Genomic DNA, 24349 nt, shown 5'->3' with positions numbered 1-24349 from the left:
CCCCGGCGCCGTGAAGAGGATAGGGGCGCCGGGGGGCTGGGGCAGATCGAGGTCGCGTGGCTGCCGGGGCGGATGCCGGGGCAGTCGGGAGATGCGACCTCTCCTGCTTTGCGGAGAAGTCTGAAGTTCGCCGCACGACGATCCCGTCGCCGCCGTGCGGGCTTCGGCGAGACGCCGTGGAAGGACGGCTCGCTAACGGCTCGCCGACTCCCTGCGCGGAGGGCCCCGGCGATCGGTGCGGCTCCCCTACCGTTCGAAGATGTCTCCGTTGAAGTCGAGGCGGAAGGTGTCGAGGATCTGGTGTGGGTTGTCGGTAAGGCTCACGGGGCGCGGCGTCATGACGTAACGGTGGCGGCTGCCGTCGGTGAGCCAGCTTACAGGCACGGCATCGAGCAGCGTGATGGCGCCGGCCGGGCACACGTCCCCACAGCTGCCGCACTTCACGCAGTCGCCCGGGGTGTGGGCAACGCCTAGGGTGCCGTCGGCGTCGTCGAACTTCGCGATGGCGCCGGTAGGGCAGAATGTCGCGCACATGCGGCAAGAAACGCACTTCGTGCCGTCGATGACCACCGCACCCCACAGGCGGGTCTCCAGCTTGCCGCTCGCAGGCTCCCCTAGCTGCGCCAATGCGTCCAGCAATCGCTCGCGCCGATCGGGAATAAAGTGCGGCAGCGTGCCGTCCTTCATGACATGGAGGGAATGGGCGGGACGGCGCAGGGCATCCGCCTCTACAGATGAACCGGTGAGAAATTCTTCAGCTTCGCGTACAGGCGGACAAGCCGGCTCTTGGGCAAAGTGAGCGTCGCGGGCAGCTTCGACGGCTCCGGTATCGACGCCATCAGCAAGAACACCCACCGGAGGCACGTCGGTCACGACGATTTCCAGCTCGTTGCCCCAAGCGCCGAGCACCTGACGCGCCGTTTCGGCCACGAGCTCCGCCGTGTCGCGACCGTGGCGCTGGGCGCAACGCTCGCAGTCGCCGCAGAGCACCGTCACACAGCCCACGCCCTCGGCGGCGAGCCCCGCCAGCAATGACTCATCCACGCGCCCCGCGCAGACCACGGACGGCGCCGCGCCGGGCACCAGCAAATCGCCCAGGGCCTCTTCCATCTGACTGCAGGCAATGACCACTTCCCCATCGCGCGCGATGCGCAGGCAGGCGGCCTTCAGCTCGGCGTCCGAGGGATTCAGCGACTCCAAAGCGCACGTGGGACACACCGTGGCGCAGGTGCCGCAGCCGACGCATTTCGAGGCATCGATCACCAACTCGCCATCATCCAAAGAAAGGCACCCTGAAGTGCACGCCGCCGCGCACTTCAGGCAGTCCACATTGCGGTTGCGCACCTTCGCGCACCGCTCCCGATGCACCCGAATGGCCCCGCTGTCCACGACCGTAAACGCAGCCCCCACATAGCGATGGGCCCCCGCATCAATCGTCTCAACCATTGTCACTCCTCTTCCAAGACGGTCGGGCCTCTCCCAAAGCCCTCCCGCTCTTGCAGCTTAATATCACCTCGCGAGGCGGCCCGCGGAGCCCGTGATCGACGACCTCTGATCGCCCCGCGGAGAACGCGGCTCTTAAGAATCAGCTTCCACTTCAGCAGCAACGATGCCGGGATAGTACCGACTCATGTGCGTCATCTTCGCTGATTCCTTGGCCGCGTTCGCAGCGGGAAACAGCGATCAGCGGGCGGCGAGCACGGGCTCCGCGGGCCGCCCCCCAACGAGTCGCTAGTCCAACTTTGGCTCCAAGTCGTCCATGACCGGATCGGGAATTTCCACGACCGTCTTGCCCGCCTTCTTGCCGACGAACACCGGCATCGTGATGGCCTTCGTAGGACACACGTCCACGCAGTTGCGGCAGCGCGTGCAGTCGGCCATGGCGCGCAGACCGAATTCCGGATGACGGATGTTGATGTCGGCGTCGCACACCTCGGCGCACTTGCTGCAGGAGGTGGCACGGGCCGTCTCCAGGCACTTCTCATCATTAATGGTAGGCACGAACGTGCGCGAGAAGCGCCCGACCAGGTTCATGAGCGCCGAGAGCGGGCAGAAGTTGGAGCACCACTTGCGCAGCACCACCAGCTCGATAACAAGCATCGCCGGAATGAGAATGAGCCCAATGGTCGCGTCGCCGTGGGCGAAGGCGCGCCAGATGACGAGCACCGTGGCAAACGTGAGGCCCACCGGACACACGAGGCAGAACACCGGGAACCCGAACACGGCCGTGGAAAGCAGCGCGCCGCCGAGCACTGCGTGGCGCGAGTCCACCTTGCCGTGATGAACCGGCTGGCACTTACCGCAGGCGCCGCAGGCGTGGCCGTCCTTCGCAGCTTTCAAACTCGTCAGCTCCTGCTGCGAGATGGCCTTGATCTCGGAGTTCTTCTTCTCCGCTAGCTCGCGGCGTTTCTTGGGCGAGCGGAAGAAGTCGCGGATGCGGTCGATGAGCATGGTCGGGCACAGCCACGAGCAAAACGCGCGGCCGAACACGAGCACGAGGGCGGCGATAAGCACGAGCGACACCACCGCGCGGGGAATCATAGTCTTCGTGGCGATCATGGTGCCCAGCGCGCCCAAGGGGCACAGCATCGAGAACGTGTCCCAACCGAAGCCGGACATCGTGCCCATGCTCACGCCGGCGACAAGCCCGGCGGCCATGCCGACGAACACCACGGCTCCCACAGCCGTGCGCAGCCGACGCGTCTTCAGCTTCGCGGCCAGCGCGTTCGCAGAGCCCTTCCCCTTCACGCCCGCAGCCTGAGATGAAACGGACGCTTCCGTAGTTTCATTCTTCTGAGCCATAACTTACCCCCTTTAGGCTTCAATAGGGCGCACTACAATGGCGCGCTCGGTGGACTTGATGGAACCGGACGACAGCGACAGGCAGGCGGCCTGGCAGGCGCCGCAGCCGTTGCACTTGTCTTCCACGACGTAGGGAATGGGGTTCGCGCCGCCCTCGTCCTTAAGCTCGATGGCGCTGTAGTTGCAGGCGTCGTAGCAGTCGCGGCAGCCGGTCATGCGATAGGCCAAGCACGTGCGCGGATCGATCTCCGCCGTGCCGATGATGATGTCGCCCGTCTCGCCGGTCTCCGGGTTGCCCACCGTGTAGCTGGCGGGCAGCTCCAGGGCCGCCGTGGGGCACACGGCCGCGCACAAGGGGTTGCCGCCGTTCTCCTCGTAGCAGAAATCGCAGTAGTTTCCCGTGTTGAAGTCGAGCATGGGGCTGCGCATGCCCAGCAGCCCGTCCTCGATTTTCGCCGGCACGATGGCCTCACGGGGGCACGCCTCGTAGCAGCGCTCGCAGCGGATGCAGCCGCTTACCAGATGGGCCTCGTCGGTGCCTCCCGGCGGTCGGTTCAGCGGGTTGTGGCCCGCGTAGCGCAAAGCGCCCAGACCCAGCAGCGCCGCCGTCGATCCCACGCCGATGAACAGCCCGCGCCGCGTGATGCCGCCACGCGGCGCACGCTTGGCCTCGGCTTCGTCCTTCTTTTCCTCTTGAGCCATAGCAGTCTCCTCTTCACTCTTTGCTTAAATGGCTTCCAAATAACGGTTGCCGCGTTCTCTAACCGTAAAATCGTTATTTGCAAGCCATTTCGAAACAGACAGGGCGGTTTACTTGCGTCGCCTGCGGGGCTTAAGCCGTTACATCAAGCCGCCCTGTCCAACACTCGTCTTCAGAGAAGGGCCAACCGACCAGAGATGGCCCTTCTCACGTTCAACCTCTTACTGAAGCGCCCACTGGAACTGGATGAGGGCGTTCACGGCCACTTCGTAGAGCAGCACGCGCCACACGATGGTGCCGATCACGGCGCACACCAGGGCGATCACGGCCACAGCCAGGGCCTTCTCGGCGGGAACCTTGCCGCACATCACGAGGGCCGCCAGCACGGCGGGCACCGCGCAACCGACGACGATGTTGCCCAGCCAGAAGGCCACGGCATGCTCGCCGGCCAGAATGGCGCCGGTGATCTGCTCGGACTGGCGCATGGCCACGTCGGGCAGCGTCGGGTCGAAGTAGTACTCCATCTCGGTGTAGTTCGCGCCCATGCCGGAGATCGCGACCGCGTAGATGACGCTCACCACGGCGCACACCACGGCTCCGATGAAGGCCACGGTAGCGGACAGCTTCACGGCATCCTCAGCTTTCGTGGCGCCAGCGATGATCATGGCAGCCAGGCCGCCGAGCATCACCGTGGCCACCACGTAGTACAGAGGCAGCAGCATGGTGTCCCACACGGGAATGGCACTCATCAGATAGGAGTCGCCCGTCGCGAAGGGCAGCGCCAGGGACACGACGATGGCCAGGATGGCGCACCACTTGGGGGCCACGCCCTCCTCGGAGCGGCGCATCATGAGGAAGTACAGCACCACGGCGATGGCGAACACGATCACGAAGATGAGCTCGATAGTGATGCCCGAGGTGATGTGCCCGAAGCCGTTCAGCATGCGCAGCGGGTGCTGCAGGTGGAAGAACACCGACAGACCGCCGATGGCGAGAGCCACAATCGCGCTCACGCAGGACGCGAGCTGCATGGCCTTGCCCTTGCCGGCGAGCGTGAGAATACCCTGCATCAAGAAGATGCCGCCGGCCAGGCAATTAAAGAAGGTGAAGAGAATAAGGGGCCACTGAATTTCCATGGGTTGTTACTCCCTCCACTTCCGGCCCTCGCGCAACAAGTACATGAGCTTGGGGTTGTTGCCCTTGTTGGTGAGGTGATGAATGTCGTTCTCGGTAAAGGCTTCCACGTAGTCCTTGAGCTTGACGCGGGTCTTCGTCATGTCGTCGTACTGGCAGCCGGGGGTGTCCGGGTGCGCCGGGGCCTCGAAGTTCTCGACGCCCTGATCGAGGTCGCCGAAGAAGCGGGCGCGGGCGCCGCACTGGGCCACGCACTGGGGCAGCTCGCCCTGACTCGTGCGCTGCTCGCACAGCGTGCACTTCTCCACAACGCGCTCGGTCTGGTTCAGGTAGCGCACACCATAGGGGCAGGCCATGGCGCAGAACTGGCAGCCGATGCACTTGTCCTTGTCGATCTGGATGGTGCCGTCCTCGGCGACATGAGACGCCTCGGTCGGGCACACCTTCACGCACTCGGGGTTCTCGCAGTGCTGGCACTGAACGGGGAGGAAGTACATCTCCACGTCCGGGAAGGTGCCGGAACCGCCCTCGATGGGATGCGGGCCGACGCGCAGGGTCTTGATCCAGAAGTTGCCCACGTCCACGCCGTTGATGGCCTTGCACGCCACGGTGCAGGCGAGGCAGCCCGTGCAACGGTTGAGATCCGTGATGATTGCGTAGTTGGACATCGTGTTTCCTCCTTCCTATTCCTTGATGAGGCTGATCGTCTGCAGGCCCTTCGCATCGGCGCTCGCGTAGGTGAGCTCCACCTTGGAGTCGTCCAGACGCGGGTCGTTGGCCAGCCATTCCTTCAGACGCGGGTCGTTGGCGTTGGTGATCGCCTCGTTGCCCCACGGGTCGCACGGCACGGGGTTGCCGAACGGCGAGTTCTCCTCGGTGGCCTTGTAGACGACCATCGGGTTGCCGCGCAGCTGGGAGGCGCCGCAGATCCAGCACTGTGCGTACTTGTCCATGGTGCAGTTGATGCCGACAAGTTCGAAGCCGTGGGCGGCGTGGTCCATCTCGGGGTACCACCAGGCGTGGTTGGCGTTGGTGGTGCCTTCCTTGATGCCGTAATACAGATCGGCCACCTCGCGGATGGCGCCCCAGGGGGTGCGCACCCAGATCCAGTCGCCCTGCTCGATGCCGAGGCGCGCCGCGTCGTTCGGGTTCATCTCGAAGCGCGGGGACGGCCACAGCTCGCGGCACCAGGGCAGCTGACGGTGCTCGGAGTGGAAGTAGACGGGCTGGCGGGCACCGGAAGTGCAGATGAAGGTGGCCTCCGGGTTCTCCTTCACGGCCTGCTTGTAGGCCTCGAGGTTGTCGGTGGCGCCGTTGTCGGTCGCCTGGCCCGTGCCCACGCCGGCGATGCCGTGGTAGGGCTTGTTCAGGTAGTTGTCGCTGTTGTAGGACGCGCCGTCCACCAGGTTGGCGTCGTACCACTCGGGCGCCTGCACCCGCGAGTTCTTCGGTTCGAACCAGTGCGGGAACTTGTCGATGTCCGGAATGTCGCCGGCATAGGCGTCGCGATCCGGCGAGCACACCTGAGCGAAGTACGGGGTCTTCTCGCCCACCTTGGCAGAAGTGCCCGGCGTCTCAAGCACATAGGACTCGGTCACGGTGTCGCCGATGTAGGACTCGCAGATGGTCGACCAAATTTCCACCTTGCCGGTGGGGGTGCCGAAGGCGCACTTCTCGTCCACAGCGGCATACAGGTTGTAGCCGGCCTGCTGGCGACGGTAGCCCATCTCCCAGCGGCGGTAGGTGCCCCAGCGCTCGGGATGCCACTTGCGGCAGTCGAACCAGCCCTCTTCCTGGAACTTCGCGGCGTACTGCGGAAAGTCGGGGCCGTCGGGGTACTCCTCGGTCTTCCACCAGTCGGTGGCGTCTTTGAGCACGCGGTACTCCTGCTCCTCGTAGCCCACCGAGCCGCCGGCCTGGATGAAGTCATGGTAGTCGAGGTTCAGCCACTCGTCGTATTCGGGGTCGCGGTCGTTGAACGGCACGCCCATGGACTTGTGCAGGCACACGACGAAGGTCGGGTCGAAGACCACGTCTCCAATGGGCTCCACGCAGCGCTGGCCCGCGCCGAAGATGCCGCCGGCGCCCTGGGACACGCGGCCGGTGTTGGTCTCCAGCCAGTGGGTGCAGGGGAACACGTAGTCGGCGGTGCCGTTGTTCGGGCACGACCACAGGTTGATGTCGACCCAGAAGTCGAGCTGCGTCAGCGCGTCCCACGCCTCCAGCAGATTCGACTGGTTCATGAAGTCGCCGGACATGCAGATGCCGCCGTAGAGCTTGTAGGGGGAATCGATCTCGCGGATGGCGTCCCAGATGGAGGAGGCGTCGGTCCAGGAGTTCCAGAAGCGCAGAAGCGGGAAGCGCTCGGCGGAAATCTGGTCCGCGTTGTTCTCGAACGGGGTCTTCAGGCCCGGGAAGGAGCGCGATCCCTTGTAGTCGCCGCCCTTGCGCATAGCGATGATGCGGGCCTCCTCATCGGTGGGGATGTGGTTGCCGTAGCGCTCCATGAGCGGGGAGTTCTCGTCCTGCAGGTACTTCACGAAGTTCTGGATGAGCGGAATCTGGTCTTCCACGGAAAGGTCGCGCGGCGTGTTGCCGAGCTCCATGGTGCCGATGCCCTCGCGGATGCCCCAGTCAACGGGGTCGTGGTCGGTCACGATCATGTTGGCGCGGCCGCAGCAGCCGTCCACCTGGGCCTTGGAAGAGCCGCGGTTGCCGGCGGGCTCGTCGGAGTTGCCGGTGAGACAGGCGATGAGCTGCAGGGCGCGGGTGTTCTGCACGGCGTGGCCCGTCTGGTCGGGGGCCAGCTGGTAGTGGATGCCGCCGTTGCCGTGAAGCGGGTTCAGGCGCGTGGTGTAGGTGCGCACCGCCTCTTCGATCTTGTCGGCGGGAACCTCGGTGATCTCGGAGACGCGCTCGAGCGTGTACTCCTCCAGGTTGTGCTCCCACTCCTGCCAGACCGACTTGGCCTCGATCATCTTGCCATTGGCGAGCTTCACCTGCACGCCGTCGGGCCACAGCTCCGGATCCTTCGGCAGGCCCTTCGGATTCGACTTGGCGCCCTTCTCATTGCCCTCGCCCGTCCAGTAGGCGTCGTAGGCCGGATCGGCCGGGTCGGCGAACTTCGAGGGATCGGGCAGCCACGCATCGGCGATGATCGGCTTGTAGGGATGCTCGATCCAGGTACCGGTGGTCGGGATCTTGTGCTTCTCGCCCTCCCACTGGCATTCCTCGGCGTCCCAGTAGGTCGGCTTCTCGTTGGCGGCGTCCCAGCAGATGAAGCGGCGGTAGGAGTACTGCTCCGGCGCCGGCTCCCAGAACTGGGAGACCCACTCGCGGTCGAGGTCGGCTTCGGTGAGCAGGCGGCTCGTCATGTGGATGCCGCCGTTCATCTCCAAGAAGTAGCCCTTGTAGGTCTTGCCGTCGGCCTCGGGGTTGTAGAGGAACGGGCCGTTGGACCAGCGCTTCACGAAGTTCTTGTCGTAGGCGTCGTTGTCGACGATCCACTTCAGCCAGCCGAGCGACATGGCCAGGTCGGTGCCGACGCGGATGGGCAGCCAGATGTCTGCCTCCTTGCCCAGCGGGCTCATGCGCGGGTCAACGAGAATGTGCTTGTAGGCGCGCTGCGAGCAGTCCACGACGGTACGGTTGGTGGAGTCGTAATTGGAGTACTCGGACGCGGTGCCCCACTGCACGTACACGATGGGGCCCTGCTCGACCTCCATCCACGGCGAGCCCTTCTCATCGGTGAGCACGCCGCCGAAGTGGCGCGGCCCCTTGCAGATCTCGTAGGCAGAATGGAAGTTGTGGGTCCCGAAGACGGACTTCAGGGTGCCGTAGGGCGGCTGTGCCCACACGCGCGAGGTACCGCCCATGGAGAAGATCGACTTTCCGCCGTACTTGTCGATGAGCTCGTTGTACTTGGCGCCGATCTCGTCCATGGCCTCGGCGAAGTTCACGCGCACCCAGCCGGGATCGTCCTCGCCTTTGGGGTTGGTGCGCTTCATGGTATAGCGCAGACGATCGGGGTGGTACAGCGCCAGCATGGATGCCTGCGACTTGGCGCAGCAGTGTCCACGGCTGTGTGCGTTGGACTCGTCACCTTCTACCTTGATGACCTTGTTGTCCTGCACGGTGACCCACACACCGCATTCGCATTTGCCGCACGCGCGGCAGCAGGAACGGATGCGCTTGACCTCACCAGCTGATTCGTCGACGCCCTCGGCCAAAGCCGCAGACGGCGCCGCGGCGAAGCTCAGCGTGCTCGCAGCGCCCGTGACGGCGGCCGCCTTCAGGAAGCTGCGACGAGTCAGTGAAAGTTTAGCCATGGGTCCTCCTCTCTCTTTCGTTCGATGCTTTCCAACAAAACACCGGCGGCCCTCGGCGGCGTCGGCGGCCTTCGCGAGTGGAGGGGTGAAGATCCGCCTCCGCTGTCGAGCGGCCACCGATGTTTTGTTGCCCAACGGTTGAAAATGGTATGGGCCGCGCAGGCCGCGCAATCATAAGAGCAGGCCGATTTAAGGGACGGCAATCATCCCGCGCGCTCATCTCGATGGGATGATTTCCCTGCTCGAGGCCTCTCTATACTGGATAACGAAGAGGATAGGACGAAAGGAGACAACGATGAGCAAGCCCCATCCTTCCATGGCCCTCACGCTTGATTTGGACGAGTCGATCGTCGATCACGAGCTGCGATTGGAGATCGATCGCTGCTACTCTTACCTGGGAACGCCCGTGGTGCGCACCCACCCGGCGGCCGACGGCGAGCCGGTGAACACCCTCCGCATGACCGTGCGCGTGGGGGCCCGCGAGTACCTGGATTCCTCCGTGGAAGGCGCCGACGCGCTGTGGAGCGACTCCATTGAGCACTGGCTGCTGAACCAGGTGCACGCCGTGGACAACCAGATGAAGATCTTCAACCGCCGCCAGCGCGAGGAGGGCAAGCCCGAGCTTGTGTTCACGTGGCTGGAAATCGAGCTGCAGGGCGGCCGGCTCGTGGTGCGCCTGCGGCTGGATTCCACCTGCGGCATCGACCCCGAGGAGAGCAAGTGGGTGAGCCGCGTGCGCGAGGCCCTGAACGCCGGCGCGCTTGGCAAGGACGTCGTCGCCGTGACGCTGCCTTCCGCGGCCTCCTACGAGAAGCAGTACGCCGCCGGCATGGAAGCGCTTGAGACCCGCAAAGAGGCCGAGGCCGCCGCGGCCCGCGCCGCCGAAGAGGCGGCCGCAGCCGAGGCCGAGGCCGCCGAGAAGGCCGCCGAGGAGTCGTTCATGGCCTCCCCCGCCTTGGTAGCCGAGGCCGCCGAAGCGGCACTTGAGGCCGAGGAAGCGGCCGATATCGTCGTGCGCGCCCGCATCGCCCACGACCTGGAAGAGGTCGAACGCGGCGAGCTTGACAAGACCGCCGAGGAAATCGTGGCCGAGCGCATCGCCGAGGAGGCGCATCTGGGCGAGGACATCCAGAAGAAGTACGCCCTGCCCGATGCCGATTTCGCCCTCGCCTTCGACCAGTGGACGGTCGTCTACGCCGATGGCTCCACGCGCGATTTCGACTCGACCAGCGGCATCTTGGCCGATTAGGAGGCACTCATGACTGACATGATGGCAGAAATCGCCGCTTTCGACGGTCGCACGGCCAAAATCGTCGGCCCCGCGCGCTCCGGCAAGACCGAGGCGCTGCTGCGCCGGGCCGCTGCCGCCGTGGCCGCCGGATGCGCCCCCGAAGACATCCTCATCGAGACCTCCACGGCCGAGGCGGCCCGCGTGGCGCGTCGCCGCCTGGTGGACGCCCTGGCCGCCGCCGGGGTGCAGGACGTGGAAGACATCGCCGGCCGCATCACCGTGGCCTGCGCCCAGCAGGTGTGCCTTGCCGTGCTGGAAACGCCCGAGGCTCGCGCCGCCACCGGCCGCACCCCCCGCGTGCTCGCGCCCTTCGAGTACAACTTCTTCCTGGAGGACATGAAGACCCTGGGGACTCCCGCCCGCCGCTTGCGCTCGGAGCTCGGCCACATCAAGAAGCAGTGGTGCGCGCTCGCCCCCGAGGACGACTGGGCCGTGGGCGAGGAGAAAGACGCGCTGGAGCTGGCCCATCGCCTGCTCGGTGCCACGAACGCCATGCTGGAAGACGAGGTGGCCTACCTCTGCGGGCGCTACCTGCAAAGTGATGCAGGCGCCGGCGCGCGACAGCGGTTCTCTCTCGTGCTCGCCGACGACTTCCAGAACCTTTCCGTCGCACAGCAGACCTGCCTGTGCCTGCTCGCCCGCGACCAGCTCATCGTCGCCGGCAATCCGGACGAGACCGTGCGCGTCGCCACGAGCTTCCCGGCCCCCGAGGGTTTCGCCACCTTCGACACCCTGCGTCGGAACGTGACCGTGTTCGCCCTGAACACCGCTTTCGGCAATCCCAACGTCACCGCGTTCTGCAATGCCGTTGTCCGCGCGGGCAACGAGGAGGCGCTTGCGGCCGACCAGCGCGAGGGAACCATACGCGACATCGCCACCGTGAAGTGGAACACGCCGGACGAGGAATTCAACGGGCTGACGCGCTACCTGTTCGCCGTGAACGCCGAAAATCCTGAGGCGGCCCAATCCGACCTCTGCGTCGTCGCCCCCAACAAGCAGTGGGCGCACGCCTTCGAGCAAATGCTCGTCCGCCGCGGCTTTATGGTGTCATCGCTGGGCTTCGAGCGCCTTGGCGGCGATCCGCGCGACATGAACCGCGCCCGGGCGCTTGTGGCCTACACATCGCTGAACCTGCTGGCCGACCCGGATGACCTGTTCGCCTGGCGCGCGTGGGTGGGCTTCGGAAACTACCTCACCTATTCCGACGGCTGGCACTTCCTGATGGAGTGGTGCGACGAGCACGACGCCGGCATCCTGGATGCCCTGGAGGCGGCCGTGGCCGCCCGCACCGCCGGCGAAGCGGAGCCCTTCCCCCGAGCCGAGCGCCTGGCCGAGCGCTACGAGGCCGGCCGCACAATGATCGCCGCCCATGCGGGGCGCCGCGGGCACAACCTGCTGGCGGCCCTCGGCGCCGACAAGCTGCGCGATTTCGCGACGCTTTCCGCGACACTGGCCGGCGACGAGGACGCGCCGACCTTGTATGCCATGATCCGCGAGACCCAGTTCTTCCCCACCCACGAGGCCAACGTCCGCGCCGTGCGCGTCAGCTCCTACGAGCAGCTGTGCGGCTGCGGCTACCGCGCCCTGTACGTCACCGGCTGCGTGGACGGCTTCATGCCCGCCCGCGACGCCTTCGAGGTGGTCTCCACCGACGCCGACCGCGACCGCGTGCGCGAGGCCGATCGCCGCACGTTTGCCGCTGGCGTCGCCAAAGCCACCGACGCGTTGATGTTCTCCACGTTCAGCCGTGCCCCGCTCGAGTTGGCCGAGCGCACGAAGATGCAGGTGGCCCGCGTGCGCATGGAAGACGGCGAGCGCATCGCCACCCTGCGCCCCACCTGCTTCCTGGAAGAAGCCGGCGCCGCAGCCCCCATCACCTTAGGCGGCCAGGCCCTCCTCGCCGACGCAGGGATCGACTAGAGCCGGCAACCCATCAACCGCCGACAAACCCTCTCAAGAAAAGCCCCGCAACCGGGGCTTTTCTTGTTTCGCCATTTCCCCCCTCACCGCCGGACGGTATCCCTCAATTGCTTGAGAAATGACGGTTAGCGTAGTTTTTCTCTTTCCTCGCTCTTCATTCTGCTTGGAAAACAACGGGTAGCGTAGTTTCTGGGTACGCTACCCGTTGTTTTCCAAGTAGCTTCCTCTCGCACACCGCGGGGCAGCACGCGAAAACGGGTCGGCCCCGCCGAGGAGGGGCGGGGCCGACGAAGGGAGGGGAAAGAAGGAAGGGGTTGGTAAGGTTTGGGCCGCAAAAGGCCGCTTAAGCTTCCACGGAATCCAAAAGCTCGCGCAGGACGGCTTCGTCCTCCTGCAGGGAGCCGAGCGTCAGCTGCCCCAGACCCTGGTAGAACAAGGTGCGGGCGTGCATGCGCATATCGGCGACCAGCATGGGAACCCAGTTCAGCAGGTGATTCTCCAAAAAGTCGTAGGACGTGCGCAGGTAGGCGATCACCTCGTCCTCGGCGTTGTCGGACAGCGCCTCGGCGGCGCGCAGGGCCATGCGCTGCATGAACTCGAGCTCCAGCGCGATGTGGTCCTCGGCCTCGTTCCAGTTGCCGCGTTTCAACTCGTTTTCGCGCAGCGTGGCGAGCACCTCGGCGCGGGCCTCCTGCATGAGCAGACGGCGCTCGGACGTGTACACCGACTCGTACGGATAGGCGGCGGAATACCCGTTCACGCCGTGGCCGATGAACGTGCTCACGTAATCGATGGCGAGCTCGGTCACCGAGTCGTCCCAGGCGCGCTTCAGGTAGTCGTACAGCTGGTGGTAGCCCTCATCGGCGGCCGCATTGCCCGTGGCCTGGGGAAAGCGCATCTTCTGCAGCTCGCGCAGCGTCGGCAGATCCACCTCTTCGCGGAACAGACGCGCCAGCATGCCGTAGGATCGGGCGCGGGCGTTCATCAGCTCAACGAGGTTCACATCCTCGGAAGCGGCAGCTTCCTCAACGACGGCTTCTTCCATAACGACCATAGCGTTAAGCCTCCTTCGCGCTCTTCAGCTCGGCGAGCATAGCCCGCCCCAAATCGGTCAAGTTCCAGGCGCCATCGCCCCAGATGACGCAGTCGCAGGTTTCCAGCACATCGATGAAGTGCTGACCGAAGCGGCGCGGCGACTTGGTGATCTCCATGGCGTCGGTCAGGCTCTCAATGGCGTCCAGCTTTCGCGGCGCCTCTTCAAGGGCTTCCATAACCGCCGCGTACACCTCGGCGTAGCGCGCCTCGTCGGATCCCAGCACAACCGCGCGGAAGCTCTTGCCGGCGAGGTACTCCGCGCGCAAGGCCAACGCCTCGGGAGTCGCGCGCCACACCGGATCCACGGTCTCGCGAATCTCCAGGTACGCCACACCCTCCTCGGCGCTCTCGTGCTCCTCGGACACGTCGGGCATCTCCAACGTAAGCGCTCCGGCGCGCTCCAACATGCGGCAAAGCGTCATGGGAGCGTATACCGACCAGTTGTCGCGCTGCCACTCATCCACGCGCTCGGAAATGACGCTCGAGGGGCAGCCGCCCTCGCACAGGCCGATGATGTTCAGCAGCACGGGCCGACGGTTGGGGTTGCGGACAATGAGCGCCTGAAGCGCCTCGGTGGCGCTGCCTTGGCGTGCCGGCGAGTACACCGGATCGTGGTGCACCGTCTCGGGCATGTTGCGCATGGTGGGGTAGTCGATGGTGTCGTAGGGGTTCTCGTCGTCCATCCATTCCTGGTCGATCTCCGAATCGTCCACCGCCAAAGGGTCGAACTCGTCGTCGAAGGCGAGCAGCTCGAGGGTGTCCCCGGCACTCGCGCAAGAACCCTGATGCTGATAGGCCATACAGGTTTCCTCTCTCGTTTCGCGTGCGGTCGTCATCGCGAACCCCGATGCGCGGAAGGCTCTTTTCGCCCTTCGTTCGCTCGAGCAATCCGATAGCAGACGCCGCTTCCTATCCTCTTCGTCCTACATTCTAGGAAGCATCGCGGCGCCCAGCTCATACGACCAGGCCCATCTTTGCGAAAAGCGGCATCATCCTCTCGTGATGATTTCGCCCTTCCACGAGGATGATTGTGCGCTGCACCTGGGGTTTTGCCCTTGACCTTTTCCGTGCGCGCGCCATAATGGGGCTGCGTTGCGAAACTGCGGGGCGACCACGATTGAGGGAGCACTTATGACCAACGCAGCATTCGGCAAGAAGGTTCTTGCCATTGCGGTTCTGGCCTGCCTGTGCGCAGCCCTGATCGCTGTCCCGGCGTACGGCTTCTACTACGTGCACGACGACAGCGTGTCGGATTCCTCTGACGGTCTGGGTAGCTACGAGGTCTTCATGGTGGTCGACGAGACCGCCGTGGGAGGCGACGTGCACTCCGACCTGATGTTCGTTCCGGCGGGCAGCACGGCCGATGTCGTCCTTACCGAGGGCATCATCTCCAGCGAGAACCAAAACGGGCTGGACGCCATTCACAACTATGACGTTCAGTCGGTGGCCGACTACCTCGCCGCCAACGGCTACAACGCTGAGATCAGCGTGTATGCCACCGGCGAGCAGCAGGCCTACAAGGACGCGGAAGGCGCCTACGCCGCCACGTCCCAGAACGTGAGCGAGGCTTACACCGCCCCCGCGAAGGGCGATGGCTCGACCGTTCTCGATCGCTACGACAACGTGGTGATCACGGTGACCAAGTAGGTCGCCGACCGTTGCAGGGCCATCGTCGACCAGCGGTGGCCCCGACCGCAGCGCGCAAGAGCACGCCGATGGCAACGGCATAGCAGCGCGCCGAACAGGAGGTTTTACGGGCCAGGGGATCCGTGAGCAAGTTGACGAGGCACCGTCCGCTATCTATAACCCCCTGACTCAGCAATAATGCGTCATCCCGCCCGGCGAGACGGCCGGGCCCGCAGGAGGGGGATTATGGGGTTTCAGGTTCCTCGCGTCACCATCAACATCGACTTCAAAGAGGGCACATCCTTCGGCGAGTTGAGCATCATCTCGCTCGGCTATGGCCTGCATCAGGCCTGGATCTACAGCTCGATGTTCGACAAGGGCGGCATCTTCGGAACCAGCGGCCTTCAGGCCGGGCCCTCCAACGATCAGCTGTCTCTCGCCTATTTCGTGTCCATTCTCGTGTACGGGCTCTTGCTGCTCGTCGCGAGCGTTCTCGATACCAGGCTCATTCGCCCGCTGCACGCCACGCCCACCCTCGTCATCGCCGCTCTGCTCGGTTCGACGGGGACACTGCTCTTGCTCGCGCCCGACGGATCGCTCCTTAGCTCGGAAGCGCTGCAGCTTGCCTCCGGCGTGCTCACCGGCGCCGGATCGTCGGTGCTGCTGCTGGCCTGGGGCATCGCCTTCTCGCGCCGCGATTCAGCCTCCGTCGTCATCAACGGAGCACTCTCCATCGCCATCGGATTCGGCATCTACGGTCTGGTGCTGCATCAGATCCCCTTCCCGTGGGGAGGCGTGGCAAGCGCGCTCATTCCCTTCGCGGAAATCGCCCTGCTGCTCGTGCTTCGTCGCCACGTAAGCCTTGATTTCGATAATCGCCAGCTCATCTTCCAGCCACTGCCCATCAACCACGCGCGCTTCGTGCTGCGCTTCGGGTTGCCGGTGTTCTTCCTCGGCGTGGCCTTAGGGATCATGCGCCAGACCTCCATCGAGACCATCCTGCCCGGCAGCGCTTTCGAAGACCAAGCACTGCTGTTTGTCACCGCCTGCGCCGCCACGGTGCTTATCATGGTGACGTTCCTGGCGCTGGGCGGCGACGAGCGCTGGCACACCTTCTTCCGCCCGCTCATCCCGTTCATCGCCGTGACGGCCGTGTTCATCCCCTTCACCGCCGGTGGCGCGTCGTTCTGGGGAACCTCGGTGGTGCTCGTCGGCTACATGTCCTTCGAGGCGCTCATGTGGATCTTCTTCTCGGAGCTTTCCCAGCGCTTCCGCCTCTCCCCCATCTTCGTGTTCGACCTCGGCCGCGGCGTTATGGCGCTGGCGGCTCTGGGCGGATCCACCCTTCCCCTGTTCACCGGCGCCCTCGGCGCGCCGACGGGTCTGGGGGAGATGGGCACCGTGCTCATCGTGCTGGTCGCCATGATGCTCGCCTACGCGCTTCTGCCCGACGAGCGCGAGATGGCCTCCATCGTGGCCGTAACACCGAGGAAGGTGGCCGTACAGAGCGCCTCGCGGGCCCCGCTCATCGTGGTGAACGAGGGGAAAGCAGATGCGTTGGAACGTGCCCGGGAAGGCGCGGTCCCCTCTGCCCCCGAGCAGGCCGACGTGCGCACCCAGGTCCCTGCAAACTGGGAGCACGCCGTCGTGGCCGCCCTTGCCGAGCTGGGCGAAACCTCCGGCGCGGCATCGGGGCAGATCGCCTCCGCATCTTCTGTCGTTTCCGCCGCAGATGGCCCGACCGCCGTGGACGCCATGCAGGACGATGCATCGGATGCAAGCGCCGCTTCTGACACCGCAAGCTCTGCCTCCAATGCCCCCTCCCCCGCCCGTCAGGCCATGGACTTCTCGCGCTCCATCTTCGCCGAGGAGGCCGTCGCCCCCGCGCCCGCCGACGACACGCCCGCCGCCCGGGGCCGCTTCCGCCAGCGCTGCGAGATCGTCGGCAACACCTACTTGCTGTCGCGCCGCGAAAGCGAGGTCATGTACTACCTGGCCCGCGGCTACAAGTCCTCCCACATCCAGCAGCAGCTCTACATCTCCGAAGGCACGGCGAAGACCCACATCCGCCACATCTACCGCAAGCTGAACATCCACAGCCAGCAAGATCTCATCCACCTCATCGACGAAGTGGAGCTGTAACCCCGTGCGGAGCTGCGGCCGCCGCGCATCTCCTGCCGCAACGGCCGCAGGATCTCCTAGGGACTCACGCCGATGCCCCTTGCTCACGATTTCGCTTCTGTTGCTTTAACCATTGCGGAAGTGAACCGAGATTCACTTCCGCTAATTTAACATAGCGGAAGTGAACCGCCATTCGCTTCTGCTCATTCCGCACAGGGGAAGCTGATTTCATCCCAACCCGTAGCCCGGCCCTACATTTTGCCGCGCTCCTTTGAGTTCCCTGACATTTTCCCTTCCCTGGCTACGGGTTCTGTTCCAAAAATCCACCTCGGGCTGCGGATCGCACGTTCGAATCCGCAGCCCGACCTAGCTTTTTGCCGCAGTTCTTCAGAGTTTCTGACATTTTCCCCGATCGGGCTACGAATTTTGGGGCATTTGTGGCGATCGCGAACTTTTTCTTGATTAATTCGGTCATGAAAAGTATTATTTGATTCTATTAATAATTTCGGCTCTCAGAGAGAAAGGAGAAGTATGGCCTGTTCATTCCGCTATTTCCTACTTAAACGCTGCCAAGGTTTGACCGGTTTAAACACTACAAGCACGAAGAAGTTCTTCGCCGCCGCCGAGGATGCGCATCCCGAGGCATTCGCGCCGCTTCTTCTGCTTGCGATCTGCGACGGACGCGAGGAATACCTGCTCCGACGCGCGGAGGGCACGAAAGCGGCCGAAATGTTCGACGGGTTCGTCGAACACTGGCATGCGTCAGGGCGTCCGCTGGAGGTGTACTTGGGCATGTTGTCCGACGGCGACCCGTTCAAAACCATCCTCGTCGAATGGCGCACCGACTCCTCGCGCATCGAGGTCGACCGCAAAATCCTGAAGTACGTCTCAACCGCCTTCGGCGATCTTCTGGCCGACAAGAACATGACCCGCGCCGAGGCCTGCCGCGTCACCCGCCTGAACAAGGGCAACTTCTACGCCTTCCTCAAAGGGGACACGTCGAAGATGAGCCGCAAGACGGCCATGAACGCCTACCGCGAAATCGCCGCACTCTAGCGTACGCAGGGTCGGGCAGAACGACACGGGGCTGCAACCTCACGTGAGGTTGCAGCCCCGCTTTCATTGCGGCAGATAGCGGCCCTTGTGAATCCAGATGTGCCCTTCTCTCCTACTGCGCCTCTTAGGAGGTGGCGGGAAAGACGAGGGTCAAGAAGAGCTCGTCGCCTTCCAAAGAGGCCTCAACCTCTATGTTCTGGGCGGTAGCGAGGCTGGCCACCACGGCAAGGCCCAGGCCTGCGCCTCCTTGGGCGCGAGCGACATCGGCGCGGTAGAAGCGCTCGAAGAGACGGTTGACGTCGATAGCCGCCGGGTCGGGAACCTTGTTGGAGAAGGTCAAGCTACGGCCCCTTTGCACGATGGACGGCGCAGAAGCTCCATAGCGCAGGGCATTGCTCACCAGGTTCTCGAACATACGAGCCAGCGCCTCGCTGTCAGCCTCGACCACCAGGGACTCGTCAGGAAAGTCCACCGCCGGCTCCCAGCCGCGCTCTTCGAAAGCGGGAAACTGGCCAGTGAGCACATCGGCGAGCACGGGCAGAACGACAAGGGGGCGCCTATCCAGATCGGACGCGGCATCGGTGGCGCGGGCGTAGGCGAACAGCGCGTCCAGCAGGCCCTCCATGTCGGCCAGGCGCGCTTCGGCTGCCTGCAGGTAATGGGCGCGGCGAGCATCGTCCGGCTCCTCGGCGGCCAGGGAGACATAGCCCTTCGCACCCATGAGCGGCGTGCGAATGTCGTGGGACAGGCTCGCCAGATCGCGCTGGAACTGGCGCTGCTCGGCGGCGCGCTCGCGCTCGCGCCGGTCGGCGGCATCCAGCGTGCCGTTCACCGCACGAGCCAGATCGGCGAACCCGGGTCCGGGCATTTCGGTGGTCAAGCGGCTATTGGAGCGCCCGTCGCGATTCCGCAGGAAGCGGGCCATGCGGCGAAGTTCGTGGCCGTACAGCAGCACCAGCGCGAACCCGCAGAGCGCCAGGCCCCCGAAGCATATGGCAAGCGTCACGATGCTCCTTTCTCTACAAGTCGCGCTTCCGCAGCGGGCCGAACGTCAGCGCGGCGCAGAGGGCGACCGCGGCGGTGCCCACGATGAGCACCTGCACAGCGAGGGGCGCCATGGTCAGCGGGGCGGCAGCAGGCGTCGCGAGCAGCGTCGAGGCGTGATTGCCCACATTCTGCATGCAGGAGGCGAGCATCCACGGCTCCAACGCGCCGATCCAGGGCACGCCCCGGCCCAGCAGAAGCAGCACCTGGCCGAGAAGCGAGCCGGCGATGCCGGAGCTGACCACGAGCGCCCAGGCCACCCCGGCCCCGGCGCTGCGGCTCGCCCACACGATGACCGCCGTCGTGCACCCGTAGGCGAAGGCCAAAAGCCAGGCCAGCCCGAGGAAGAGCGCCAGGTCGCCCAACGGGCTTGCCGCCGCATAGGTGAAGCCTGCCGCCGCGAAGGACGCGGCTCCGGCCAGGGCGACCACGGCCAGATAGAAGGCCGCGAGAAGACCGACGAGCACCAGCTTCTCGCCGTAGTAGCGCACGCGCCCCCGGCGATCCATCACCAAGTTGCGCGCGAAGCGCATGGAGAAGTCCTGGGCAAGAAAGAGTGCCGTCACCAGCGAGACGACCATGGCCAGCGCCCCTCCCGACACCGCCATATCTCCCAGCATATCGGCCGGCGAGGCCAGGGTGCGCATGTCGCGGGACACTCCTTCGAAATCGGCGTCGCTGAGCGCCTCGGGATTGTCAGCGACGAGATCCCGCAGCTCGCTCGAGGCGAATGCGGAATCGCTCGCCGTCTCATCGTCGCGCACGCTGTCCTCTTCGGATTCGGCCGATCCGGCGGCCTCGGCAGCGCCTAGCGTGTCCAGCTCATCCAGCGACAGGCCGCGCCCCGAGGCGCCGGCCGCAGCCGCAGCTTCCGCTGATGCATTCGCAGCGGCAGCATCTCCTTCGCCCAGGACGCCGGCCCCGCCGGTCACCCCGTCGCTGACGTTCACGGTCATCTCGAAACTCGTCGCCGTCATGCGCAGAAACTCCGGCGAGGACACCCAGTGCATCATGCCGGCGGCCAGAGCGGACAGAGCCACCAGCACGATAGCGGCCACCCAGAGCATTTTGCCGTGCACCAGGCGGTAGATATCGCTCTTCAACAGGTTAAACATACTGCGCGCCCCCTTCCATCAGTTCCACGAAGCACTCTTCCAGATCGCGGTGGCCTTGGGACAGCTCGCGCACCACCTCGCCGGCGCCGGCAAGCAGACGGCTGATAGCACCATCGTCGTAGTCCCCCGTAATAACAATGGCCCCGTCCGGCTCCGCCTTGAAGGCGAGCGCGGGATACGCCTCTTCCAAAAGTGCCAGCGCCCGGGCCGGGCTCTCGGTGCGAACGCGCAGGCTGCTGCGACACTCGGCGGCCACCTCCTCGGCCGTCATCTCGCGCACCATGCGCCCGTCGGCGATGACCCCGTAGCGCGTGGCCATGCGATCGAGCTGATCGAGCACATGCGAGCTGACGACCACCGTGATGCCCAAGGTTTCGTTCACGCGCACGATGAGGTTGCGCATGGCGCGCGTCGCCTCGGGGTCGAGCCCGTTGAAAGGCTCGTCTAACAGCAGCACATCGGGGCTGCCGAGCAGCGCCATGGCGAGCCCCAGCCGCTGCTTCATGCCGAGCGAGAACCCGCGCACCTTCTTGTTGCCAACCGAGGAGAGCCCCACGAGCCTGAGCACCTCCTCGCAGCGGGCCGGACCGTCCACGATGCCCCAGGCGAGTGCCTTCGCCATGAGGTTCCGGTAGGCCGACAGGTTCAAAAGCAGCCCCGGCTCTTCGATCAGCACGCCGATGCGCCGCACGCCGCCCTCATCCGGCCCCGCAGCGCCCGCGGCCCCCGCCGCGGCTCGATCGCTTTCGAACAGAACGACCTCACCAGCCGTCGGAAGGGCGTCGCCGCAGATCATCTTCATGACCGTCGATTTGCCAGCGCCGTTTTTCCCCACAAAGCCGTAGATGTCGCCCGCAGCCACGGTCATGGCGAAATCGCGCACCACAGCCCGACCGTCGTAGACCTTGGTCAGCCCGCGCGCTTCAATGACATTCACGGCCGTCTCCCTTCTCGCATACATCCCATCGCTTTGTCCTTTCTCGCTTATACCGCATTTCCTACGGCTTTCAGTCTGAATCGGGGAATTAAAGAAAGTTCTGGCGAAGCGTTAAGATTGTTTGAAGATGCCGACGCCAACGCATCCGCGCGTATTATCCTGCTTCCCGTGGAAACCGTTGCCGACATACTCATCATCGAGGACGACCCCTCTATCAACGAGGTGGTCTGCGCGCATCTGGAACGTCGCGGCTACCGCTGCCGCCAGGCCTTCTCGGGCACCGAGGGCCTCATGCTTCTGCGCGAGCAGCGCCCGGATGTGGTCATCACCGACCTCATGCTGCCCGGCGTCCCCGGCGAGGAGATCGTGCGCGCCATCCGCGGCGCCGACAGCGCGCTTCCCATCATTGTCATTTCGGCGCGCATCACCGCCGCTGACAAGATCGCGCTGCTTTCAGCCGGCGCCGACGACTATCTGACCAAGCCCTTCGATTTAGACGAGCTACAGGCCCGTATCGAGGTGCAGCGGCGCCACCGCGCCGAGCGCGCGAACACCGGGACGGGCGCGAGTGCCACAGACGCGGGCGGCTACCAGCGGCTGCTCGCCTTCCGCCGCTGGGAGCTGGATCCCGACGGGCGCGTCTTTCGCGTCGACGGCGAGGAAGTGGCCCTCACGCGCACGGAGTTCAACATTTTAGAGCTACTCATGGGGCGGCCGCAGAAGGTGTTCACCAAGCAGGAGCTATTCGAGCTGGCGTGGGGCGAGCCCTACTCGGTGGAGGACTCCACGGTGAACGTGCACGTGTCGAACCTGCGCCGCAAGCTGAAGCCCACGGGCACCGACGGCTACCTGCAAACCGTGTGGGGCATGGGCTACAAACTGCACAATGCCTGACGGGCGGCGCCGCAGAGGGCTTCACTGCACATCGCTCGCTAACATTCCTGATGCTTTTGCTCATGAATGTTGTTGACCTCACCCCCTTTCCCGTCAATTAAGCTCGCAAATCCCCTGAAAACCGTGATGGTCTGGCACTTTCTCCCAAGTTGACACGGTGAAACGCCGCGCACTGTGGGACAATGGGCAGACTTATCCAACTACTCCGGTGAAAGGTTCCGCCGTGTTCGACTTCTTCCGCAAAAAGGGCAACAACCCCGAGGAGTCCGCCAAAGACGGCGGCTCCCAGAACGCGGCCGGCGCCACTGCCTCGGGCCGCACCACCCGCGACGCGCTGGCGGAGTTCACCGCCACCCCGCTGCCCGACGCCATCGACGGGCTGCTGTTCCGCGTGTCCATGGCCGATCCGGGCGACCCGACGTCGTCCTCGGGCTTCGACGCTTACGCCGCCCGCCTGCTCTCCGAGGCCGAGGCGCCCAGTCTGCGCGCCATCGCCGTGGAGCATCCGGTAGAGCTGCGCCGCCTGAACACCACGGGACTGTTCTGGTCCATCTTCGACGACAGCACGATTTCGGCCGGCAACCGCGGCACCATTTTGCGCATCGAGTCCGTGCTCGATCGTTTGGCCCTCATTTCGAAGACCTTGGAAGGCGACGAGGGCACCGCCTTTGCGAGTGCCACGACCGAGGGCGCCTGCAGCGAGCTTGATTGGCAGGTGCTGCGTTCCATCGCCAACGACGCCAACGACTACCTGACCGCCGCCGAACGCGACAACAAGCTGGACACCCAGTACGGCACGACGGGCACCCGCGGCGGGAACTGGGATCTCTCCACGCGCCTGGCCGCCGCCTGCGAGGCCATGGTACTCCCCTTCCGCTTGGAATACCGCTTCGCCTGCGATGCCGGCACGGGCACTATTGTGGCCAGCGTGTCGCTGCCCACCCCCGACGTGTTCCCGAAATCCCGCTTCAGCAGAGATGCGGGCCAGTGGATCGACTGCACCGCGCAACGCCCCGCCGCCGCGGCCGCTTACGCCCTGCGCCTGGCGGCCCTCATCGCCGCCGCGGCCTTCGGCACTTCCGTCGGCGTGACGCGCGTCGTCGTGAACGGGCGCGAGGGCTCCATCGCCGGGGCCAACGTGCTGTCTCTGGAGTTCGGGCGCATCCCCTTCACCATGGGCGCCATGGCGAAGATCCGCAGCGGCGAGTTCTCCGCGCCGGCCACCGAATGCGACCCGGCAACGCTGTTCGATATGCTGCACCTGACTCAGTTTGCCGCCAATATCGACGGCGAGGGCAACCTGCAGCCCGTCAAGCCGCTGGCCGTGGAGCTGTCGGTTCCCTACACCCCCGTGGCAGAGGACACACGTCCCTTGCCGGAAGATCTTCGCGGCATGCTGCACGCCGACATCGTGAGCGACTTGGACGTCATGAGCGAGCAGGACGCCGAACTGGGGGGCCGCTACCGCGCCATCATGGAGGAGAAGGACGACTCGCTGCTTCTGGCCGTGGCCCAGCTGGAGGATATCGTGGCCGAGACGAGCGCCACCGCGGCGGCCGATGTCGTGGCCGACGACCTCGCCCAGCCTTCGGAGCCGCGCCGCATCCTGTACTGCGAGAACGTCTTCGCCCGCTATCTGACGAGCCTCGTGGAAAGCGACCCGTCCGTGCGCTACGTGCGCGCCTCGGACATCGGTCAGGCGGCCCGCTCGTCGCTCTCGCGCATCTACCGCGACATGGGCGATTTGGATGCGGCCGAGGCCCAGGCCCGCGCCTGCATCGAACTGGCCCCCACGAGCGCCCCGGCCTACAACGACCTCATCACCTGCTTCGCCGAGGGCGACCACTACGATCGGATCATCGACGTGGCCCGGGAGGCCCTGCGCGTGGCCGTCACTGGCAACGATATCGCCTACGTGTACTACCGGCTGGCCTTCGCCTACTGGCAGACGGGCCGTCTGCCCGAGGCTTTGGCCTGCTACCTGCGCGTGCCGGAGGCAAGCCCCATGGGCGAGGCCGCCCTGCGCGAACGCAACGACTTGGTGAGCGAGATGGGCAACAGCGTGCCCGGCAGCGACTGGGACCCTGTGGCCTGCCTGCGCACGGCCGGCGTGCCCCTGGCGCCCTTGGACGACGTGATGGAAGTGGTGGGCCGCGCGCTCATCGAGCTGTGTGACGCCAACATGCCGCTGGCCGCCGCCCCTCTGGCGAGCCTCGTGGCGAGCACCCAGCGCAACGACATCCTCCACGCCGTAGCCGCCAGCCTCCGCCAAGGGGTGTAGAGGAT

Annotated in this window: 18 protein-coding genes; 7 read left to right on the top strand and 11 right to left on the bottom strand. The window is 65.2% G+C overall.

Features of this window, described 5'->3' with window-relative positions; all coding sequences use genetic code 11:
* Positions 1–246: 246 nt before the first annotated feature.
* From GO707_RS09665 to GO707_RS09640, 6 genes are all read right to left on the bottom strand, one after another.
* Positions 247–1446 carry a 4Fe-4S binding protein gene (locus GO707_RS09665; protein WP_157012898.1) on the bottom strand — a complete coding sequence of 400 codons (1200 nt, stop codon included), beginning with the start codon at positions 1444–1446 and terminating at the stop codon, positions 247–249.
* Positions 1447–1731: 285 nt separating this feature from the next.
* Positions 1732–2802 carry a 4Fe-4S binding protein gene (locus GO707_RS09660; protein ID WP_232325777.1) on the bottom strand — a complete coding sequence of 357 codons (1071 nt, stop codon included), beginning with the start codon at positions 2800–2802 and terminating at the stop codon, positions 1732–1734.
* A 12-nt stretch (positions 2803–2814) separates the two neighbouring features.
* Positions 2815–3504: a 4Fe-4S dicluster domain-containing protein gene (locus tag GO707_RS09655; protein ID WP_157012897.1), complete on the bottom strand. Its 690-nt coding sequence runs from the start codon at positions 3502–3504 to the stop codon at positions 2815–2817.
* A 219-nt stretch (positions 3505–3723) separates the two neighbouring features.
* On the bottom strand, positions 3724–4638 hold the full coding sequence (locus GO707_RS09650) for a dimethyl sulfoxide reductase anchor subunit family protein (RefSeq protein ID WP_157012896.1): 915 nt from the start codon (positions 4636–4638) through the stop codon (positions 3724–3726).
* Positions 4639–4644: 6 nt separating this feature from the next.
* Positions 4645–5304 (bottom strand): 4Fe-4S dicluster domain-containing protein, encoded by a 660-nt coding sequence (locus tag GO707_RS09645; RefSeq protein WP_114549334.1) that lies wholly within the window; start codon positions 5302–5304, stop codon positions 4645–4647.
* Between the two features lie 15 nt (positions 5305–5319).
* Positions 5320–8964, bottom strand: coding sequence for a molybdopterin dinucleotide binding domain-containing protein (locus GO707_RS09640; RefSeq protein WP_157012895.1), 3645 nt, complete (start codon positions 8962–8964; stop codon positions 5320–5322).
* 295 nt (positions 8965–9259) lie between these two features.
* Between GO707_RS09640 and GO707_RS09635 the strand changes: the two genes are divergently transcribed.
* Together GO707_RS09635 and GO707_RS09630 are read left to right on the top strand one after the other, a co-directional pair.
* A complete protein-coding gene (locus tag GO707_RS09635; RefSeq protein WP_157012894.1) occupies positions 9260–10213 on the top strand; it encodes a hypothetical protein in 954 nt (317 codons plus the stop codon).
* Between the two features lie 9 nt (positions 10214–10222).
* Complete coding sequence (locus tag GO707_RS09630; protein WP_232325776.1) at positions 10223–12175, top strand: UvrD-helicase domain-containing protein; 1953 nt, start codon at positions 10223–10225, stop codon at positions 12173–12175.
* Positions 12176–12518: 343 nt separating this feature from the next.
* Here the strand turns inward: GO707_RS09630 and GO707_RS09625 are convergent, their stop codons facing one another.
* Together GO707_RS09625 and GO707_RS09620 are read right to left on the bottom strand one after the other, a co-directional pair.
* Positions 12519–13229 carry a TorD/DmsD family molecular chaperone gene (locus tag GO707_RS09625; protein WP_232325775.1) on the bottom strand — a complete coding sequence of 237 codons (711 nt, stop codon included), beginning with the start codon at positions 13227–13229 and terminating at the stop codon, positions 12519–12521.
* 4 nt (positions 13230–13233) lie between these two features.
* On the bottom strand, positions 13234–14070 hold the full coding sequence (locus GO707_RS09620) for a PD-(D/E)XK nuclease family protein (RefSeq protein WP_157012893.1): 837 nt from the start codon (positions 14068–14070) through the stop codon (positions 13234–13236).
* A gap of 331 nt (positions 14071–14401) precedes the next feature.
* On the opposite strand from GO707_RS09620, the gene GO707_RS09615 reads away from it, so the two are divergent.
* From GO707_RS09615 to GO707_RS09605, 3 genes are all read left to right on the top strand, one after another.
* Positions 14402–14917 (top strand): hypothetical protein, encoded by a 516-nt coding sequence (locus tag GO707_RS09615; protein ID WP_114549336.1) that lies wholly within the window; start codon positions 14402–14404, stop codon positions 14915–14917.
* Between the two features lie 225 nt (positions 14918–15142).
* Positions 15143–17038 carry a response regulator transcription factor gene (locus tag GO707_RS12430; RefSeq protein ID WP_232325774.1) on the top strand — a complete coding sequence of 632 codons (1896 nt, stop codon included), beginning with the start codon at positions 15143–15145 and terminating at the stop codon, positions 17036–17038.
* Positions 17039–17548: 510 nt separating this feature from the next.
* On the top strand, positions 17549–18073 hold the full coding sequence (locus tag GO707_RS09605) for a hypothetical protein (RefSeq protein ID WP_157012892.1): 525 nt from the start codon (positions 17549–17551) through the stop codon (positions 18071–18073).
* A gap of 124 nt (positions 18074–18197) precedes the next feature.
* Here the strand turns inward: GO707_RS09605 and GO707_RS09600 are convergent, their stop codons facing one another.
* The 3 genes from GO707_RS09600 to GO707_RS09590 are packed head-to-tail and all read right to left on the bottom strand — an operon-like array spanning position 18198 to position 21169.
* On the bottom strand, positions 18198–19079 hold the full coding sequence (locus GO707_RS09600) for a sensor histidine kinase (protein ID WP_335878781.1): 882 nt from the start codon (positions 19077–19079) through the stop codon (positions 18198–18200).
* A 13-nt stretch (positions 19080–19092) separates the two neighbouring features.
* Positions 19093–20232 carry a hypothetical protein gene (locus tag GO707_RS09595; RefSeq protein WP_157012891.1) on the bottom strand — a complete coding sequence of 380 codons (1140 nt, stop codon included), beginning with the start codon at positions 20230–20232 and terminating at the stop codon, positions 19093–19095.
* Positions 20225–21169: an ATP-binding cassette domain-containing protein gene (locus GO707_RS09590; RefSeq protein WP_335878780.1), complete on the bottom strand. Its 945-nt coding sequence runs from the start codon at positions 21167–21169 to the stop codon at positions 20225–20227. The genes GO707_RS09595 and GO707_RS09590 overlap by 8 nt, the downstream gene beginning before the upstream one ends.
* A gap of 117 nt (positions 21170–21286) precedes the next feature.
* On the opposite strand from GO707_RS09590, the gene GO707_RS09585 reads away from it, so the two are divergent.
* Together GO707_RS09585 and GO707_RS12775 are read left to right on the top strand one after the other, a co-directional pair.
* Positions 21287–22063, top strand: coding sequence for a response regulator transcription factor (locus tag GO707_RS09585; RefSeq protein ID WP_232325773.1), 777 nt, complete (start codon positions 21287–21289; stop codon positions 22061–22063).
* 223 nt (positions 22064–22286) lie between these two features.
* Positions 22287–24344 (top strand): tetratricopeptide repeat protein, encoded by a 2058-nt coding sequence (locus GO707_RS12775; RefSeq protein WP_157012889.1) that lies wholly within the window; start codon positions 22287–22289, stop codon positions 24342–24344.
* The last annotated feature ends 5 nt before the right edge of the window (positions 24345–24349 follow it).

The organism is Adlercreutzia rubneri (assembly GCF_009755265.1).
Lineage (GTDB): Bacteria > Actinomycetota > Coriobacteriia > Coriobacteriales > Eggerthellaceae > Adlercreutzia > Adlercreutzia rubneri.
This window is presented reverse-complemented; position numbering and strand designations above follow the sequence as displayed.